The sequence below is a fragment of the Agromyces sp. 3263 genome (genome assembly GCF_031456545.1).
Classification (GTDB): Bacteria; Actinomycetota; Actinomycetes; order Actinomycetales; family Microbacteriaceae; genus Agromyces.
Genome location: NZ_JAVDUV010000002.1, coordinates 582,447 through 597,383, shown reverse-complemented (window position 1 = coordinate 597,383; position 14,937 = coordinate 582,447). Strand labels below are relative to the sequence as shown.

At 61.2% G+C, this 14,937-nt stretch carries 29 protein-coding genes and 1 tRNA gene; 28 read left to right on the top strand and 2 right to left on the bottom strand.

Features of this window, described 5'->3' with window-relative positions:
* Positions 1-173 precede the first annotated feature (173 nt).
* Together J2X63_RS16105 and xerC are read left to right on the top strand one after the other, a co-directional pair.
* The gene (locus J2X63_RS16105) at positions 174-587 is read left to right on the top strand and encodes an HNH endonuclease (RefSeq protein WP_309979064.1); all 414 of its coding nucleotides are present in this window, start codon (positions 174-176) and stop codon (positions 585-587) included.
* Positions 575-1,759 carry a site-specific integrase gene (xerC, locus tag J2X63_RS16100; protein ID WP_309979062.1) on the top strand — a complete coding sequence of 395 codons (1,185 nt, stop codon included), beginning with the start codon at positions 575-577 and terminating at the stop codon, positions 1,757-1,759. Before J2X63_RS16105 ends, xerC begins: the two co-directional genes overlap by 13 nt.
* Positions 1,760-1,909: 150 nt before the next feature.
* Here xerC and J2X63_RS16095 read toward each other — a convergent pair whose 3' ends face one another.
* Both J2X63_RS16095 and J2X63_RS16090 read right to left on the bottom strand, forming a co-directional pair.
* A complete protein-coding gene (locus J2X63_RS16095; protein ID WP_309979060.1) occupies positions 1,910-2,293 on the bottom strand; it encodes a hypothetical protein in 384 nt (127 codons plus the stop codon).
* A 297-nt stretch (positions 2,294-2,590) separates the two neighbouring features.
* On the bottom strand, positions 2,591-2,863 hold the full coding sequence (locus tag J2X63_RS16090) for a hypothetical protein (protein ID WP_309979058.1): 273 nt from the start codon (positions 2,861-2,863) through the stop codon (positions 2,591-2,593).
* 154 nt (positions 2,864-3,017) lie between these two features.
* Between J2X63_RS16090 and J2X63_RS16085 the strand changes: the two genes are divergently transcribed.
* The 26 genes from J2X63_RS16085 (at position 3,018) to J2X63_RS15960 (ending at position 14,832) form a co-directional block, all read left to right on the top strand.
* Complete coding sequence (locus tag J2X63_RS16085) at positions 3,018-3,260, top strand: hypothetical protein (RefSeq protein WP_309979056.1); 243 nt, start codon at positions 3,018-3,020, stop codon at positions 3,258-3,260.
* Entirely contained in the window at positions 3,253-3,423 is a 171-nt protein-coding gene (locus tag J2X63_RS16080; protein ID WP_309979054.1) for a helix-turn-helix domain-containing protein, read from the top strand. The genes J2X63_RS16085 and J2X63_RS16080 overlap by 8 nt, the downstream gene beginning before the upstream one ends.
* Before the next feature lie 510 nt (positions 3,424-3,933).
* Complete coding sequence (locus J2X63_RS16075; protein WP_309979052.1) at positions 3,934-4,104, top strand: hypothetical protein; 171 nt, start codon at positions 3,934-3,936, stop codon at positions 4,102-4,104.
* A gap of 133 nt (positions 4,105-4,237) precedes the next feature.
* The gene (locus J2X63_RS16070) at positions 4,238-4,396 is read left to right on the top strand and encodes a hypothetical protein (RefSeq protein ID WP_309979051.1); all 159 of its coding nucleotides are present in this window, start codon (positions 4,238-4,240) and stop codon (positions 4,394-4,396) included.
* Positions 4,393-4,686: a hypothetical protein gene (locus J2X63_RS16065; protein WP_309979048.1), complete on the top strand. Its 294-nt coding sequence runs from the start codon at positions 4,393-4,395 to the stop codon at positions 4,684-4,686. The genes J2X63_RS16070 and J2X63_RS16065 overlap by 4 nt, the downstream gene beginning before the upstream one ends.
* Positions 4,683-5,015 carry a hypothetical protein gene (locus J2X63_RS16060; protein ID WP_309979046.1) on the top strand — a complete coding sequence of 111 codons (333 nt, stop codon included), beginning with the start codon at positions 4,683-4,685 and terminating at the stop codon, positions 5,013-5,015. Before J2X63_RS16065 ends, J2X63_RS16060 begins: the two co-directional genes overlap by 4 nt.
* Positions 5,016-5,165: 150 nt before the next feature.
* Complete coding sequence (locus J2X63_RS16055) at positions 5,166-5,354, top strand: hypothetical protein (protein ID WP_309979044.1); 189 nt, start codon at positions 5,166-5,168, stop codon at positions 5,352-5,354.
* Complete coding sequence (locus J2X63_RS16050) at positions 5,351-5,533, top strand: hypothetical protein (RefSeq protein ID WP_309979042.1); 183 nt, start codon at positions 5,351-5,353, stop codon at positions 5,531-5,533. The genes J2X63_RS16055 and J2X63_RS16050 overlap by 4 nt, the downstream gene beginning before the upstream one ends.
* Positions 5,530-5,694, top strand: a complete 165-nt coding sequence (locus J2X63_RS16045; protein ID WP_309979040.1) for a hypothetical protein — start codon at positions 5,530-5,532, stop codon at positions 5,692-5,694. The genes J2X63_RS16050 and J2X63_RS16045 overlap by 4 nt, the downstream gene beginning before the upstream one ends.
* Before the next feature lie 160 nt (positions 5,695-5,854).
* Positions 5,855-6,217 carry a hypothetical protein gene (locus J2X63_RS16040; RefSeq protein WP_309979039.1) on the top strand — a complete coding sequence of 121 codons (363 nt, stop codon included), beginning with the start codon at positions 5,855-5,857 and terminating at the stop codon, positions 6,215-6,217.
* Positions 6,214-6,390: a hypothetical protein gene (locus J2X63_RS16035; RefSeq protein ID WP_309979037.1), complete on the top strand. Its 177-nt coding sequence runs from the start codon at positions 6,214-6,216 to the stop codon at positions 6,388-6,390. The genes J2X63_RS16040 and J2X63_RS16035 overlap by 4 nt, the downstream gene beginning before the upstream one ends.
* A complete protein-coding gene (locus J2X63_RS16030) occupies positions 6,378-7,202 on the top strand; it encodes a PD-(D/E)XK nuclease-like domain-containing protein (RefSeq protein WP_309979035.1) in 825 nt (274 codons plus the stop codon). The genes J2X63_RS16035 and J2X63_RS16030 overlap by 13 nt, the downstream gene beginning before the upstream one ends.
* Before the next feature lie 5 nt (positions 7,203-7,207).
* Complete coding sequence (locus J2X63_RS16025) at positions 7,208-7,777, top strand: hypothetical protein (RefSeq protein WP_309979033.1); 570 nt, start codon at positions 7,208-7,210, stop codon at positions 7,775-7,777.
* Positions 7,770-7,991: a hypothetical protein gene (locus J2X63_RS16020; RefSeq protein WP_309979031.1), complete on the top strand. Its 222-nt coding sequence runs from the start codon at positions 7,770-7,772 to the stop codon at positions 7,989-7,991. The genes J2X63_RS16025 and J2X63_RS16020 overlap by 8 nt, the downstream gene beginning before the upstream one ends.
* The gene (locus J2X63_RS16015; RefSeq protein WP_309979030.1) at positions 7,984-8,229 is read left to right on the top strand and encodes a WhiB family transcriptional regulator; all 246 of its coding nucleotides are present in this window, start codon (positions 7,984-7,986) and stop codon (positions 8,227-8,229) included. Before J2X63_RS16020 ends, J2X63_RS16015 begins: the two co-directional genes overlap by 8 nt.
* Positions 8,230-8,312: 83 nt before the next feature.
* Entirely contained in the window at positions 8,313-8,858 is a 546-nt protein-coding gene (locus J2X63_RS16010; protein WP_309979028.1) for a hypothetical protein, read from the top strand.
* A gap of 114 nt (positions 8,859-8,972) precedes the next feature.
* On the top strand, positions 8,973-9,773 hold the full coding sequence (locus tag J2X63_RS16005; RefSeq protein ID WP_309979027.1) for a hypothetical protein: 801 nt from the start codon (positions 8,973-8,975) through the stop codon (positions 9,771-9,773).
* A gap of 102 nt (positions 9,774-9,875) precedes the next feature.
* Positions 9,876-10,073, top strand: a complete 198-nt coding sequence (locus J2X63_RS16000) for a hypothetical protein (protein WP_309979025.1) — start codon at positions 9,876-9,878, stop codon at positions 10,071-10,073.
* Positions 10,073-10,405: a hypothetical protein gene (locus J2X63_RS15995; protein ID WP_309979023.1), complete on the top strand. Its 333-nt coding sequence runs from the start codon at positions 10,073-10,075 to the stop codon at positions 10,403-10,405. The genes J2X63_RS16000 and J2X63_RS15995 overlap by 1 nt, the downstream gene beginning before the upstream one ends.
* A 68-nt stretch (positions 10,406-10,473) precedes the next feature.
* On the top strand, positions 10,474-10,662 hold the full coding sequence (locus J2X63_RS15990) for a hypothetical protein (protein WP_309979021.1): 189 nt from the start codon (positions 10,474-10,476) through the stop codon (positions 10,660-10,662).
* Positions 10,659-11,546: a site-specific DNA-methyltransferase gene (locus J2X63_RS15985; protein WP_309979019.1), complete on the top strand. Its 888-nt coding sequence runs from the start codon at positions 10,659-10,661 to the stop codon at positions 11,544-11,546. Before J2X63_RS15990 ends, J2X63_RS15985 begins: the two co-directional genes overlap by 4 nt.
* The gene (locus tag J2X63_RS15980; protein WP_309979017.1) at positions 11,543-12,157 is read left to right on the top strand and encodes a hypothetical protein; all 615 of its coding nucleotides are present in this window, start codon (positions 11,543-11,545) and stop codon (positions 12,155-12,157) included. Before J2X63_RS15985 ends, J2X63_RS15980 begins: the two co-directional genes overlap by 4 nt.
* A complete protein-coding gene (locus J2X63_RS15975) occupies positions 12,150-12,368 on the top strand; it encodes a hypothetical protein (RefSeq protein ID WP_309979015.1) in 219 nt (72 codons plus the stop codon). Before J2X63_RS15980 ends, J2X63_RS15975 begins: the two co-directional genes overlap by 8 nt.
* Positions 12,369-12,722: 354 nt before the next feature.
* The gene (locus J2X63_RS15970; protein ID WP_309979013.1) at positions 12,723-13,289 is read left to right on the top strand and encodes a hypothetical protein; all 567 of its coding nucleotides are present in this window, start codon (positions 12,723-12,725) and stop codon (positions 13,287-13,289) included.
* Between the two features lie 7 nt (positions 13,290-13,296).
* Positions 13,297-13,379: transfer RNA gene (locus J2X63_RS15965), tRNA-Leu, on the top strand.
* Positions 13,380-13,572: 193 nt separating this feature from the next.
* Positions 13,573-14,832: a hypothetical protein gene (locus J2X63_RS15960; RefSeq protein WP_309979011.1), complete on the top strand. Its 1,260-nt coding sequence runs from the start codon at positions 13,573-13,575 to the stop codon at positions 14,830-14,832.
* Positions 14,833-14,937 lie beyond the last annotated feature (105 nt).

Genomic DNA, 14,937 nt, shown 5'->3' with positions numbered 1-14,937 from the left:
CGTTCCGCATGATTCCGGGAGACTGGCACATACTGTAGGGGTATATCCCTGAACGGTCGGGGTTAAGTTGCGGGTTAAGTGGACAGGCGGGGGAGAACATGCGAGAACGACGCAAAGGGGCAGGGTCTCTGTACCAGCGGGCGGCAGACGGGCGGTGGTGCGTGAGCATGGCAATGCCCAAGGAGAACGGCAAGCGCCGGCGTCGCATGGCAGTCAAGAGCGCCCGCGAAGAAGCCGCAGCCGTGCTCGAGCAGTGGCGCTCCGAGCTTGACCTTCGCCCCGTTGGGACGCGCGCCGAATACATGGCCGCTGCACGCGAACTAGGAACCCACTCCCGCGCTGAGGCAATCGCGCTGCTGCGGTCGACCTCCCATTGCCGGTACTGCAAGACTCCCCTCGACACGTTCAACTGTGTCCAAGATCACATCGTGCCCGTCGCGCTCGGAGGGTCCGACGCGATCGAGAACATCCAGATCATCTGCTGGGAGTGCAACAACGCCAAGGGCAACCGAACCGACTATGTGTACGAAGGCACGGAACCGCGACCGTTGTCGCCCCTGCCGCAACGACAAGGATGGTGGGACTGATGCGCGGTCGCGGTGAGGGCAGCGTGTACCAGCGCGCCCAGGATGGCATGTGGTGCGCGGCGATCGAACTGCCCCCGCACAACGGGAAGCGCCGGAAGAAGATCGTCACGTCGAAGTCGAAGGCGGTCGTGCTCAAGAAGCTCGCGGAGATCCGAAGGGAACTCGAGCGCACGGGAGACCTGCCTACGGCATCGCAGTCCCTTGAGTCATGGTTGACGTACTGGCTCGACAAAGTCGCCGCGAAACGTGTGCGCCCGTCCACGTTGTACACGTACCGTCGCCAGCTCGAGAAGCAGGTCATCCCCGTACTCGGCAAGGTGCGTCTCGACAAGTTGACGGCGGCGCACATCCGACGCCTACACGACCACATGAACGACGCCGGCCTGTCATCCACGTACGCCCTCACAACCCACAGGCTCCTCTCTAAAGCCCTAACGGATGCGGTACGCGAGGGTCGGGTGGGCCGCAATGTTGCGACGCTCGTAGACGCACCAAAGTTGGGACGCTCCGATGGTGAAGCGCTCACCGTAGACGAAGCGATCACCGTACTCGACTACGCGCGCGCATCACTCGAGTCCGACGCATACGACCCCGCCCCCGTCCTCTGGGCAACCTACCTACTCACCGGCATTCGACGCTCCGAACTGCTCGCCCTCGAATGGGACCGCGTAACCGACGTCATCGACCTGTCATGGCAGTTGCAACGCATCAAAGACATGGACGGCACCTTCGAAGCACGACACCTCACCGGGAAGCTGTACCTGACCCGACCCAAGTCGAAATCAGGCTGGCGCATCATCCCGTTGGTCGACCCGCTCAAGTCGATGCTCGAGGCGCACCGTCGTCGTTCACCGTCGAACCCGTACGGTCTCGTGTTCGCCAGGGCTGACGGGCAACCCATCGAACCGTCACGGGCGTCTGCGGCGTGGAAGACCTGGTACACGGATGTTGGCCTGACCGACAAGCACGTGCCACTCCACTTCCTGCGGCACACGGCCGTTGACTTGTTGTACGCGGCCGGTGTCGACGATGACGTGAAAATAGAAATCGTCGGACATTCGAACCGGTCCATGACACAGGCGTACAAAACCAAGGGCAACCGTCCGCGACTCACAGACGCGATGGAACGGTTCTCCGCAATGCTCGAAAAGAAGGAGACCGACCATGCCTAGGCCACCGCACGTTTCTCACCGTGCTACGGGTTGGTACTTCCCCGAGACCCTTCGGGGCGGGCCTGTACTGCGCGACCCGGAGTGCGAGCCGCCGCTACCGACCCGCGATGAACTGATTGCGATGATCGAGGAAGCCGACCGCGCCTAGCACTACTTCCCGGTCAGCCGGAATGAGGTCCGCGCCAAATTATCCGACCGCCCCAACGGCACCAGGGGTGTACGCGTAGCAACATGACGTTCCAGAGCGCGCCTATGCAGCTCAGCCGTCAACGTCTCCTCAGGCGCGTACTCAACAATCTTCGGGAAGTTCAACTGCGGCACCTGCTCAATGGTGACCCGACCCAACACCATCAACGCCTTGATCGGATCCCCACGGAACCGCAACGTCAACTCCCAAACCGTCTCAGCCGGCACACCCTTACCAACCCAACGCTGCACCGTCGTATGCGAAACCTCCGCGGCCCGGGCGATCCCGCGAATGGACTCCTCGCGGGTCACCTCCCGCAGCCACCGCAACCATCCCGTGTCATCCACAATGGTCCCCCTTTATGCGGACGTGCCACTTTCGCCCCCAGTGCGGGGGTAAAACTCAGTTTAGCGGACCGTTTCGCGTGCCACTTGGGGGGTTGCTGTTACGACGGGTCGGTGGGCCGGGTTACTGTCTGCCTATAAGCGGAAAACGATAACCCGAATCCAGCCTGGGGGCGATACTCATGACCGAAACCCGACTCGTGTGCGGCAAAGGGGCAGCATGCGAGAACACCTGCCCGGTGATGCTAATGGGGCGCATCTGCCCGACTGTGCCTGAGTTCCTTGAGGAGCTGCGTGCCCTCATGCCTGAGTTGAGCGAAGAAGCTCCTCGGATCGTTCCTCAACTTGTGTGAAGAACACACTGAGCGGTACGTCGAGTACCGCCAGCACGTTCACGACGAAAGCTGTGTCCAACAGTTTGTAGGTGGGCCGTTCGCCCCTTAGGCGGTGGACGAAAGTCGTGTACTCCTCGCCCACTTGCGACGCAACGTACTTGGCTGTGTAGGGGGAGTCCTTTACGAGCGCGCGCAACGTTTCTCGGGTTGCCTGCATTTGCGCTTGCTGTTTGTTCACGGTGCCAAGCATATCTGGATAAAGACCAATCTTTGTAGGTTTACCAGACCAATTCAGGGTTACCCCTGAGGTATTCACAATCTAAGGGTTTTCCCTGATTTCAGTGGCCTTTTGGTCTTGTATTGGTCTCCGAGACCAAGCAATACTGGTCTACATGACCAACACAGCAGTTCCCCTCCGAAGCACCGAAGAGGTTGCGCGGACAGTAGGAACGAACACGAAGGCCCTCCTCGCTGAGCGGGGACGCAACATGGACTGGCTTGCCGCTGAGATCGGCATCAGCCCCCACACCATCTTGAAGGCGTTCGGTGAGCGCGTTGACACGTGGCTCCTCTTCGACCTTGCCTTCTACCTCGAGGTTGCACCCGACGCGCTGATCGGAGCCGACCATGCGTAGGGCGTATACGGTGCCGGCGCTCGCTGACGAGCTGGGCAAGTCCGAGTCATACATCGAAGGTCTCATCCGTGAGAACCGGATCGCCGCCCGCAAGGTCGGCCGCACAACCCTGGTGCTCGCCGACGACTACGAAACGTTCCTCGAGCAACTTCCCGAGGCGTAGTCACCTTTCTTGGGCCTTGATACCCGGCGGATAACCCCGGGGACTTCTGGGAAACAGCGGGTTCGATTCCTGCCTAGGCCCCTACCCGGCTATGCCCGGGGAGCAACTACACAGACGTGATGACCCATGAGGACGCCCCCGATGAACTGTGGGGTGGCGGGTGGGACTCGGTAACGAGGCAGGCTCCGGATAGGCCCCTTGACCATCACGTCATTTGAGAGACGCACACACGGGTATGTCCCCGTGGAGGTGCGGAAGCAGACATGGGGTCTGCATTGGTTTGGTTGCGCGGATGGTCTTCGCGAGGGTTCGACTCCCTCGGCGCGCTCGGAGCAGGTCGCGCATGCGCCGCGATTGCTCGTGTCCGAAGGGGTCTCCTATTACCGACCCGGTCCGGACTTATGAAGCGCAGAACCCGGTTCGAGCGGGATGGCAGGTGGAACCCTGCGGGGCTGTCGCCCGCTCGAACCGGCATAAAGGCTTCTCAATTGGGATGGGTTTGGTGCCGTCATGGATGACGAGTTTCGCGCGTATCACGGTCGTGTGTGGTCGAACGCGCTCGAGGCCGCGGAGGGTTTCGCGGTCAAGGTGTTTCTGCCTACGGGCGAGCAGGTTACTGCGGTGCTCGTGAATGACCTGGTCCGGTTGCGGAGACTGCCGGCGATCGCTGCGGAGTCGTGATGGTCAAGGCGGGTGATCTTGTCGCCATTTCGTTTACGGCCCGCGTCCACAAGGTGGGCGTCGGTAACCGGGTGTGGGTGTTGGTGCATGACGTCTGGTTTGCGCCCGACGAATACGAACTGTTGGAGGAGTCATGAACAACTTGGGTACGTGGACGGGTCGTGACCCGTTGGTTGATGAGGACGGCGCGTACGAGAACACGCCCGAACAGTTGTCGGCCGCGTTGACGGTGGCACGCAGGTATGCGGACCGCGACCCGGAACTCCTCGCAATGCTCGGGCTGATCCCGTGAACGCGGTCGAACGGTTGCAGGCCGCAATCGAAAAGCTCGAACGCCTCAGGAACGAGCGCGGTTACATCGAGCACAGCGGGTGGCTCGTCGAGGAGAACCCCAACGACCGCGGCGGATTCCTCGAGCCGCCCGAGCCGTTCATCCCGATCACGAACGACGAGATCATCGTGACGTTGCATCGCACGATCGACGCGCAACTCACGATTCTGTATCGCGGCCTCACGTCGGTCGCACCAGAGCGCGAAGTGGCCGAAATGCTCGCTGACGCGATCCTGGGGGAGGCATCATGAGCGATTTCAGCATTGAGGACATGCGCCGCATGCACTGGTCGCAACCCGTCGAACAGCAAACACGTGACGCCATCGCCAACATGACCGACGAACAACGCATGCTCGAACGGTGGCTAAACGACGACGTGCCCTGCGAATCCGGTCACGAGTTCCCCGGCAACGAACACTGCTCCGTCAAAGTCACACACCGCATCTCAGCGAAGTGCAACGACCAAGTGCCGACCGTGTGCAACGCACATGTCGTCTCCGCACGGCGTCGCATGCTCAGCGGTCACATCTGCGAATGCGGCACCCCTGCGCGTGACTGCTGGTCGTTGGTGCCCGCATGAGTTCCGGGTTTTGGCGTGCATCAGCCGACCTACTCATCGAATGCGACTGCGGCTACCAAGGCATGGTCCCCGCCATCGAAGACTACGAACGCTTCTCGCTCACCTGGGACTGCCCCGACTGCGGGCACCACGACGAAGGAGACATCGAACGTGATTAAGACCATTGAAGACCTAACCGCCGATCTCGCAGCGGCATGCGAACAAGTACGCATCCTCACCGAACGCCGCAACTACCACGACTCCGAAAAGCATCAGGCACACCTCGAGCTGATCGGAGCGGACCGCGAACTCGACCGCATCGTCAACGAACTTCTCGCCGCACAAGGCGAACCGTCATGACGTGGCCGAAGTTCCTGTCCGCCCTATCACTCGTCGCCGCATGTGTGCTCATCCTCGGCATCATCGCATCCGCGAAAGCAGGAGACGTCGGCTGGGTCATCGTCTACGCGATCGGGTTAGGTGTCATCGCTGTCGGACGGGCAATCGAACTACTGATTGAAGAAAAGGTGAAGCCATGACGAAGCGGATCGTGTTCGAGGTTCCCGACGATGTAGCAGCCCGCATGCGTCACCAGTCCGCATACCTCGATGTCTTCGGGTGGGTCCGGTGGCGCACCGACGACTACCCGGTTGTTGAGGGTTCGACCCGGTGGCGAGCAATGGAAATCGGAGCCGACTGACTCTTGACTCTCCACACCTACCAGTACGGGCGTGTCACCTACTACGTCTGCACCTGCCGCGCATTCAACGTGCGGCCATTCGAACACAACTGCGACAAAGCGTACACACGGTTCCTAAAGGACTGCGCATGCCCGCTATGCCGCGATTTCAGGAGATGGCATGACACGCAACAGGAAGTCCGCCGCAGCAGCCGGGACAGCATTTGAACTGTCCATCGCCAACTACCTCTCCTTCGAAGTAGACGACCGCATCGAACGACGCGTCAAACACGGCGCAAACGACCGCGGCGACATCGGCGGTGTGCGAGTCCTCGGCAACCGGGTAGTCCTCGAATGCAAAGACTACGGCGGCACCATCAAAGCCGGCGAATGGATCAAAGAAGCGCACACCGAAATGGGCAACGACGACGCTGTTGCCGGGATCGTTGTTGCCAAGCGCAAGGGCACAACGAAGCCGGGCGAACAGTGGGTGCTCATGACCGTTGACGATCTCATTGCGCTCATCCAGGGAGAACGGCCATGACTCACCGCAACGTTGTTCTCGAGGACGAATTCGGCGACCACCACCGCGGCGTCCAACACGTCGGCCGGTCAGACGAACCCGACACCATCACCGTCAACACCACCCGCTGGTACACAACCACATGGAAGCGCGCCGGCTGGACTGTTGTTGAGGCGGGGGAGTGGGAAGAGTGATTGTCCACGATCTTTCAGACGCCGAATATCATCGTCGCCCCGAGCTTTCGAGCACCGGGGCGCGACTCATTCTCGACTCACCCGCGAAGTACAAGTACCGGCTAGGACACGAAACCCACAGCCACGCCTTCGACATCGGCAAAGCAGTACACGCGCGAGTCCTCGGCGTCGGCGCACAAGCCGTCGCATACCCGGACGATGTCCTCGCGTCGAACGGTGCCGCGTCAACTGCGGCCGCTCGAGAGTGGGCAGAAGCGGCACGGGCTGACGGCCTCATCCCGATGAAGGCATCCGACCTGGCCCCGGTCAAGGCAATGTCCGAAGCGCTCCTCGCACACACGGAAGCGCGCGAAATCCTCGAGACCGCCACCGGACGCGAAGTGAGCATCTTCGCCGACGTCGCCGGTGTACCCGCACGGGCGCGCTACGACATCTACGGTGCCACCACGGGCGCGGACGTCAAAACCGCAGCCGACGCGTCACCGGACGGATTCAACCGGGCCGTCGCCGCGCACGGACTACACGTCCAAGAGGCCTGGTACCGAGACGTGCGCACCGCCGAAACCGGCGAAGGCCTCGACTGGTTCAAGTTCGTCGTCGTCGAAAAGACCGCACCCTACCTCGTCGGCGTCTACGACCTCGACATCATGTGGCGCGACATCGGCCGTGAACGAGCAGCAACCGCCCGCGAGACGTGGCTGACCTGCACCGAAACCGGCGTGTGGCCCGGATACGGGTCGATGACCCTCTCATGCCCCACCTACGTGGTCTACGAACACGAAACCCGCTATGAGAAAGAGATCCAGCTCTAATGGACATGAGCGAAACGACGGCCCCCAGGAGCGACCAGCAGAACTTCGACGACTACCTCGGCGGCCCCAAAACGGTGACCGTCAGCGAAGTCAAGGCCGGGTCGACGGAGCAGCCCGTCGAAATCCACCTTGTCGAGTTCCCCGGACGACCCTTCAAACCCAGCAAATCGATGAGGCGCGTACTCGTCGCAGCTTGGGGCACCGACTCGAGCGTGTACGCCGGCCGGTCAATGACCCTCTACGGCGACCCCGACGTGCGCTTCGCAGGGCAGGCTGTGGGCGGCATCCGCATCTCCCACCTGTCGCACCTCGACAAGCCCCTGACGGTCGCTCTTACGGTGACCAGGGGCAAGCGTGCACCGTTCACCGTCGAACCGCTCAAGGTCGCACCTGCACGCGACTGGCTGGGCGAACTGGCCGACACGGAAGGCGACCTGGACTTGATCGCCGCACTTGGCAAGGCCGCACGTGCGGCAGGCGCACAACCCGAAGCGCTCGCCGTCATCCGCAAAGCCTACGAAGACGCAAAGCGGGCTGCAACGCATGTCTCCGGGGAAGGGGCCGACCGTGGCTGAGCGCTTGAAGTATGACCCGGCGAAGGTGAACGGGCGCATCGCGGAGATCGATGCAGAGCGAACGGTGCACGCCGATGTCGCCGAGCGGCTGCGCGGGCTGGCGGACGACGAGGATCTCGAGGCGTTGCGCCTTTCGCACCAGATCGACAAGCTCCGCGAGATGCTCACGGCGACAGTGCCTGAAACCGATGTTTCGGAGGGCGACGATGACTGATCTTGGTATGCCCGGTTTTCACCCGTGGATGTCCGACGCCGCCTGCACCCAAGTCGACCCAGACATGTTCTTCCAAACCGAATGGCACGACGTCGAAAAAGCACGCGACTACTGCAAAACCAACTGCAACGTCCGCGAACAATGCCTCAAATACGCCATCAACAACGACATCCAACACGGCGTCTGGGGAGGCGAAACCCTCCGCACCCGACGCATCCTCGGGAAACGAGCATCATGATTTGCCCACCCCACCACAAACACGGCGCAACAACAACCTGCTACCACGACCACGCCTGCCGCTGCGACGAATGCCGGGCAAACATGACACGGCGCACCCGCGAACGATACCGGCAGAAAGCGTACGGCCGGTACGTGGGCCGGGTCACATTGACCGGCACCATCCGCAGGTTCCAGGGGTTGCAGGTCATGGGATGGCGTGCCGAAGACATGGCCGCCGAACTCGGGCTAACACACCCGCCCGCACTGTTCCGCATGCTCCGGCAAAAGTACATCACCCCCGAAACCCGCGACCGGTTCGCCGCCGCAACCGACCGCCTCGTACGCCGAGGCCGCGGACCATCAACCGTCACCGCGCAACGGGCGCTCCGCAAAGGGTGGGTGTCGCTCCTCGCCTGGGAAAACCTCGACGACGACGAAGCACCCGTGACCATCCAACGCGAAATCGCATTCCGTGGGCCGGAGCTGATGGCTGAAATCGACCATCTTGTGTCGTTGGGCGAATCACCAGACAGCATCGCCAAAGCACTCGGCCGGACCGCGGTGAGTTTGGAACAGAACGCGTGGCGGCATGGGCGCGGCGATCTCACATCGTTCTTCAACAGGGCCGCAAAACGGGAGGCAGCATGACCGCCACCGAATGCCCGATCCCTGGTTGTGGTGCGCGCACTGATGTGACGGATGTGTTTTGCCGCGGGTGTGTGTGCAACGCAACCGAATACGAAGCGATACGGAGGTGAGCGGGTGAGGATTCGAAGCATCAAACCGGAGTTCTACCGCTCCGAGGACATCGCAGCTCTCGACTGGGAAACCCGACTCGTCTTCATCGGCCTGTGGTCGTACGTGGACGATAACGGTGTCGGGCGGGACGTGGAAAAGCTAATCACGGCGGACCTGTTCGCGCTCGAGGGAGATCCTACGGAGGTTCTACGTAGAGTCTCCCGGTCCTTGAAAGTGCTCTCCAAGGGTGGTCAGATCGTCCGATATCGGGTGGATGGTAGACCGTTTCTGTTCGTCGCGAACTGGGACAAACACCAACTGGTGAAGAACCCAAACAAGGCCCGTTACCCGCGTCCTGACGCGGAAGTTGGGTCTGTTACGGAGCATGTACCCGAACTCTACGGAGACTCTACGGAGAGTGTGGGGACTGGAACAGGGGAACAGGGGAACAGTAGTTCTCTTGTCCAGCCTGCGGCTGAACCAAAGTCTGTGTACCCGAAGGCCTTCGAAGAGTGGTGGGTGTTGTACCCGCGGAAGGAATCGAAGGGTGCTGCTTTGAGGGCGTGGGAGAAGGCGCGGAAGCTCGTTGACCAGGGGACGTTGGCGAAGGCCACTCAGGCGTACACGCTCATGTGTCTTGGCAAGGAGAAGCAGTTTGTGAAGTTGCCGGCTGGGTGGTTGAACGATCGGAAGTGGGAGGACGACTATTCGTCTGCCCGTTCTGGTCCGCCTGCTGCCCCGGCGTTGGGTGCGGAGGGTGTCATGTGCGATGTGCATTTGGGTTATCCGTTGCCGTGCCACCGATGCGCGGAGAGGCCGTTCTGATGACCTTCCAATTCAGTATCTCGCTGGGCGACTTCCTCATCATCCAAGCATTTGGAGGCTGGCTCTACATGCTGGCAATCGCGTCATGGATGGAGTTTCGGCGTGAATCGTGAAGAGGACATGTCCTATGAGGAGATGACTTCGGATCATGCGTTCACCGCGTTCCTTGCGGGTGTTCGGCCGAAGCGCATGTACGACGACGAGTTGGCGATGTACCGGTATTTCGAGAAGCATCCGGGGCAGTTGGTTATGCGGGCTGTGGAGTCCGCGATTCAGGCATACGAGAAGGGCAGAAAGTAATGGCTTACACGACGGTTGAGGGTACGGTTTCGCGGATCAATTCGCGGGGTAACGGTTTCGGTTTGCGTGAGGAGAACGAGTATCAGGGGAAGACGCGGACCACGTATTGGTCGGTGTTCCCGCCGAAGGATGCAGCTCGTACGGTGTCGGAGGGCGACCGGATCAAGGCCAGCGGGTTCCTGGGTACGAAGGTCAGTGAGCGTGATGCGCGGTTCGTGGATCACACGTTGAACCAGGCGAAGGTGCTCGAGGGTGCCGCGCCGGTTGTGTCTGCGCCGGCGGCGGATACCTGGACGACCCCTGCTGACTACTCGGACAACACCCCGTTCTGATCTGACCATCTCTTTGGCCGCACTCTTTCGGGGGTGCGGCTCTTCTCATACCCGGTGGAGGAAACCGAATGAACGAGTACCCGGAATGGCTCATCGAAAAGGTTGCGCGCCATCTGTCCATGTCTGACATCGACATGCATCCGAACGCGTGGAGGGCGTATTCCGCCGATGCCCGCGACGTTTTGAACGCTCTCGGGTTTGCTCCTTGGGGCGGGCCGACGTATTGGCGTTCAAACATCCAATGGGAGGCGAAGTGAAGCCGTACTACACGGATGACGCGGTGACGCTGTACCACGGAGACGCGGAGCGTGTGGCCGAAAAACTTGAGGGTGGCATGGTGCGGACGATCGTGACGTCGCCGCCGTACTTCGGTCTTCGCGACTACGGCGAAGACGGGCAGATCGGCGCGGAACGGTCTCTTGAGGAGTACATCACACGCCTGCTGTTCCTGTTTCGTGATCTCCGGGAAGTCCTCACCGATGACGGCACGTTGTGGCTGAACCTCGGGGATTCGTACGGAGCGGGGAAGCAACTCCTTGGCGTTCCGTGGCGTGTCGCGTTCGCGTTGCAGGACGACGGGTGGGTTCTCCGCTCGGACATCATCTGGGCGAAGCCGAACCCTATGCCCGAGTCCGTGACCGACCGTCCGACAAAGGCTCACGAATACCTGTTCCTCCTTGCGAAGTCACCCCGGTACTACTACGACGCAGTCGCGGTCGCGGATCAGGTGCGACCCGAGAACCGCGCCCACGCTGAGCGGTACAGCGCCACCAAGCGGCACTCTATCCGCGCGAACCCGAACCGAAATGACGCGGGAGGGGTCGAGGCGTCGCAGGCAGGATTCGGGCGCGCGGACCTGTCTACGCGGAACAAGCGCACAGTCTGGGAGATCGCCCCTGTCCCATTTTCAGGCGCGCATTTCGCGGTCTACCCGCCCGAGCTGATCCGCCCGTGCATCCTCGCGGGCAGCGCACCCGGCGACACCGTGCTTGACCCGTTCTCGGGTTCGGGAACGACCGGCATGGTCGCAACGCAGGAAGGCCGCAAGTACATCGGCATCGACCTCAACCGCGATTACCTCGACTTGTCGCTGCGTACCCGATTCGCGCAGCCCGTACTCAACTTGGAAGGCATCGCATGACTGACCTGTCGGATGCTGTCAACGCGCTCACCAAACCGTCACGCACCAAAGTCATCCGCGACGACAACACCACCGTCACCGTCCACCACGACCCGCTGTTGGCGCAGCTCGAGCAGGCGGTTACGTCCGCAATCGGCAACGGTGGCGGGGGAGGTAGCGCGACAGGGTCGGTGTTGAACGACGAAGCCCTGTACCGGCTGACAGTCATTCGCACACAGTTGGGTGACTGGTGCCGGCTCGTCAACGTAAAACACGATCGGCAGGACGCGGTGCAATCGCTCAGGCGGTGGCATGTTGCGTTCCTGGGCGGCACCGGTGAGGCGGACTTCTACGTTAAAGCGTTGCGGGGTTGGGCGTACACGATCGTCGAACTGTTGGACCCGCCCAAAACCGTCCCGCTCGCCGGCGCATGCCCGGTGTGCAAAGCAGTCAACTGGGTTGGCCCTGACGACACGTTGCGTGCCTCCCCGGTTGCGGTGATGTACGACCACGCGAACCCTTACCGGTCTGTGCGGGCTATGTGTCGTGTGGAAACATGCGACGCCGAATGGGTTGGGGCAGACTCGGTGGAAGAATTGGTCGAAGAGATGAGCGAGGCAGACCATGGATGAAGATGAGGACGAGCAGGCCACCGCGCGGGCACTTCTGGGTGGCCGGCGACTCTACATTAACGATGACGGTGTGATCTCGGAACCGATCGGCGTGTGGGCTGACGGAACCGACAGGCTGCCGAACTATCACAACTCGTGGTACCTCCTTGTCGGCGACCCGGACGGCCCGCCCTACCCCGATCAGGAACTGTGGCTGCCAACCCGCCCATAGCACATGTTGCGGTGTAACACAAAACCCGCTACAATTATCGGTAAGCAGTCCTATCGCGCCCGAAAACGGCATGAAGGGCTGCTTTTGTCGTCCCCGGCACGCACGATCGTCTTCATTCGGGCCAGCAAATAGAGGCTGAGCGTAGAGAACAAGCGCGCAGTTGACCGGGGCATTACTCCTCGCCTGGACTACGAGCCTGTGGTGAGTGATCGTCGGCTAACTACCGACGTATTCGACGCGCCTGCTTATCAGCAGGGGCGCTATCGAGGCCTCGGCCGCTGAGCCAGCGCATGCAAATCAGCGGCCCACAAACTCAAAAGAGAAACCCCGCGCCTGCGTCAACAGGCCGGGGTCATGACCGACTTTCAAGGAGTCGATATGGCAATGATAGCGGGTCTTTCCGTCCGTGAGTATCACCGCGCCTATTACTACAAGCGACGCGCCGACCTGATCGCCTACCTAGGCGACTCGTGCGCATGGTGCCACACGAAGGACGATCTACAGTTCGACCACATCGACCCCGACCAGAAGTCGTTCGACATAGGGTCGAACATGACTGTCAACAACGCTGACGTGCGCGCAGAGCTGGACAAGTGCCAGTTGCTGTGCCGCGACTGCCACATTGAGAAGACCCGCGCGGAGCAACTCGAGATCGGGTTTCGTCACGGCCACGTCTACGCCTGGATGAAGCGCCGGTGCCGTTGTGATGTCTGCCTGTCCGCTAGGCGGGAGTGGTACGACGAGCGCAACGCTCGCCGGCGCGAGGAGTACCAGGCTTTGGCACGAGGCCCGCGCAAGCCGTACGGGCGAAGTGTCGACCACGGCGACCCGCTGAGTTGCACGCGGGGCTGTCGGTGTGATCTTTGCCGCGCTGCGAACTCACGTAGAGAACGTGAACGCAAGGCGGCAAAAGCGGCGTAGGCCGCATGGGGGCGTTCCGATCTTGGTTCAGGGTCGCGACTCAAAATCGCGTGTGCATTGCACAAGTGGGTTCGATCCCCACCGCCCCCACAACGGGCAACGGGTGTTGTCCGGACGGGACCAGTGCCACACGCTATAGCCCGGAAATGTTGCCACCCGTGTGGGGTTGACGGCAACAACACACCCACACAACTCAACACACCGGAGCCACGTAAAGGTGCGGCCGGCCCAACAACTCAACAGGGCTCAGCTCGTAAAACGGACTCCCCGAAAGGGGCCAATCGTGTCTCAGCGTTCCCCCCTGCTCGATAACCCCGATTTTATGGTTGACCTGAAAGACCTGGCATTGTCGGGTGGTGAGGTTTCCCGCAAGTGGGGGATCGCCAAGTCGGCTGTGAACAAGTACCGGTCGCGTCTTACCACTGGTGCGCCGCTCCTCGAACGTTCCACTTCGACCGTGTCGTCTGGCGAGTCCGAGACTCACAACCATGACGGTTCCGCCTCGTATGTTCGGTTCAGTGAGACGGCGTGGGGGTTCGAAGACTACTGCGACTTCATCCGCTCAAAGGGTCAGAACCCTGACGAAGTGTCGTTCACGTGGGGTTGGACTTCGAACCCGCTTGGTGGGTTCTGGAACAAGCTCAACAATGTTCGCCCCAAGTCCGCGTCTGACGCTGTCGGTTCCGTTGATTGGGTTGCGGCGTCGAAGTTCGTTGAGGGTTTCACGTACGTGCCGGCGAAGCGTGAGTTCCTGGTGGACTCTGCCGTGTTGCAGCCCACCGATGAGCAGTGGGGCAAGACGGACTTCGATGGTGGTACGCCTGAGACTGAGGCTCGGGTGTTGAACTCGTACGCCAGGTTCGCTGACTACATTCGTGAGTACCGGCCCCGGCAAGTGCTTCTCGCACGCACGGGCGACGGTATCGAGAACACCTGTTCGACGAACTCGCAGCGTGACACGAACGACCTTGATGTGCCGCACATGCTGGTGCAGTCGTTCAAAATGGATTTGCAGTCGCTCAAAATCATCGCCCCTCTCGTGGGTGAGGTTGTTGATGCGCGGGTCACGTCGAACCATGGGCGTTGGCGTACCGGGTTGAAAGCTGACGCGGGCAACCCGCACGCCGATTTCGGTATCGCTGTGGGCCGTCAGCTCGAGGACACCCAACGCATCCTTGATGTGCTCCCCAACGTGCGGTTCGAGTTCCCTCAGGCTCTGATGGAGTCGATGACGGTGAAGCTTGACACGGTGTCTGTGGGCATGGTGCATGGTCACCAGTCGTCGGGTGCTGACCGTATGGGTGAGTGGTGGTCGAAGCAGGATCATGGGCGCATGCCCACATGGGATGCCGACTACCTGCTTGTCGGGCATTGGCATTCGTACCGCAAGTATCAGTCGGGTGATAAGCGTTGGGTCATTGTTGGGCCGGCGTCTGATCCTGGTTCGTCGTGGTTCTCGAATTTGAAGGGTGAGCGTTCGTCGTCGGGCATGAATGCGTTTGTGTTCGAGGGTAAGCGTGTCCGTTTCGAGGAGATTCTGTGACCGGCGCGTTGTTGCCGTTCGCGCGCTTCTAGCGTCTTCGGGCGCTGCCTTTGGTGTGTTTCGGCAGGTTGTTGCCGTTGAGGGGGAAACCTTTGTCGTTTCAGG

Coding starts and splice junctions, on each gene's coding strand:
- J2X63_RS16105 (WP_309979064.1), top strand. CDS start 174: ATGCCCAAGGAGAACGGCAAGCGCCGGCGTCGCATGGCAGTCAAGAGC.
- xerC (WP_309979062.1), top strand. CDS start 575: ATGGTGGGACTGATGCGCGGTCGCGGTGAGGGCAGCGTGTACCAGCGC.
- J2X63_RS16085 (WP_309979056.1), top strand. CDS start 3,018: ATGACCAACACAGCAGTTCCCCTCCGAAGCACCGAAGAGGTTGCGCGG.
- J2X63_RS16080 (WP_309979054.1), top strand. CDS start 3,253: ATGCGTAGGGCGTATACGGTGCCGGCGCTCGCTGACGAGCTGGGCAAG.
- J2X63_RS16075 (WP_309979052.1), top strand. CDS start 3,934: ATGGATGACGAGTTTCGCGCGTATCACGGTCGTGTGTGGTCGAACGCG.
- J2X63_RS16070 (WP_309979051.1), top strand. CDS start 4,238: ATGAACAACTTGGGTACGTGGACGGGTCGTGACCCGTTGGTTGATGAG.
- J2X63_RS16060 (WP_309979046.1), top strand. CDS start 4,683: ATGAGCGATTTCAGCATTGAGGACATGCGCCGCATGCACTGGTCGCAA.
- J2X63_RS16050 (WP_309979042.1), top strand. CDS start 5,351: ATGACGTGGCCGAAGTTCCTGTCCGCCCTATCACTCGTCGCCGCATGT.
- J2X63_RS16045 (WP_309979040.1), top strand. CDS start 5,530: ATGACGAAGCGGATCGTGTTCGAGGTTCCCGACGATGTAGCAGCCCGC.
- J2X63_RS16040 (WP_309979039.1), top strand. CDS start 5,855: ATGACACGCAACAGGAAGTCCGCCGCAGCAGCCGGGACAGCATTTGAA.
- J2X63_RS16035 (WP_309979037.1), top strand. CDS start 6,214: ATGACTCACCGCAACGTTGTTCTCGAGGACGAATTCGGCGACCACCAC.
- J2X63_RS16025 (WP_309979033.1), top strand. CDS start 7,208: ATGAGCGAAACGACGGCCCCCAGGAGCGACCAGCAGAACTTCGACGAC.
- J2X63_RS16015 (WP_309979030.1), top strand. CDS start 7,984: ATGACTGATCTTGGTATGCCCGGTTTTCACCCGTGGATGTCCGACGCC.
- J2X63_RS16010 (WP_309979028.1), top strand. CDS start 8,313: ATGACACGGCGCACCCGCGAACGATACCGGCAGAAAGCGTACGGCCGG.
- J2X63_RS15995 (WP_309979023.1), top strand. CDS start 10,073: ATGGCTTACACGACGGTTGAGGGTACGGTTTCGCGGATCAATTCGCGG.
- J2X63_RS15990 (WP_309979021.1), top strand. CDS start 10,474: ATGAACGAGTACCCGGAATGGCTCATCGAAAAGGTTGCGCGCCATCTG.
- J2X63_RS15980 (WP_309979017.1), top strand. CDS start 11,543: ATGACTGACCTGTCGGATGCTGTCAACGCGCTCACCAAACCGTCACGC.
- J2X63_RS15975 (WP_309979015.1), top strand. CDS start 12,150: ATGGATGAAGATGAGGACGAGCAGGCCACCGCGCGGGCACTTCTGGGT.
- J2X63_RS15970 (WP_309979013.1), top strand. CDS start 12,723: ATGACCGACTTTCAAGGAGTCGATATGGCAATGATAGCGGGTCTTTCC.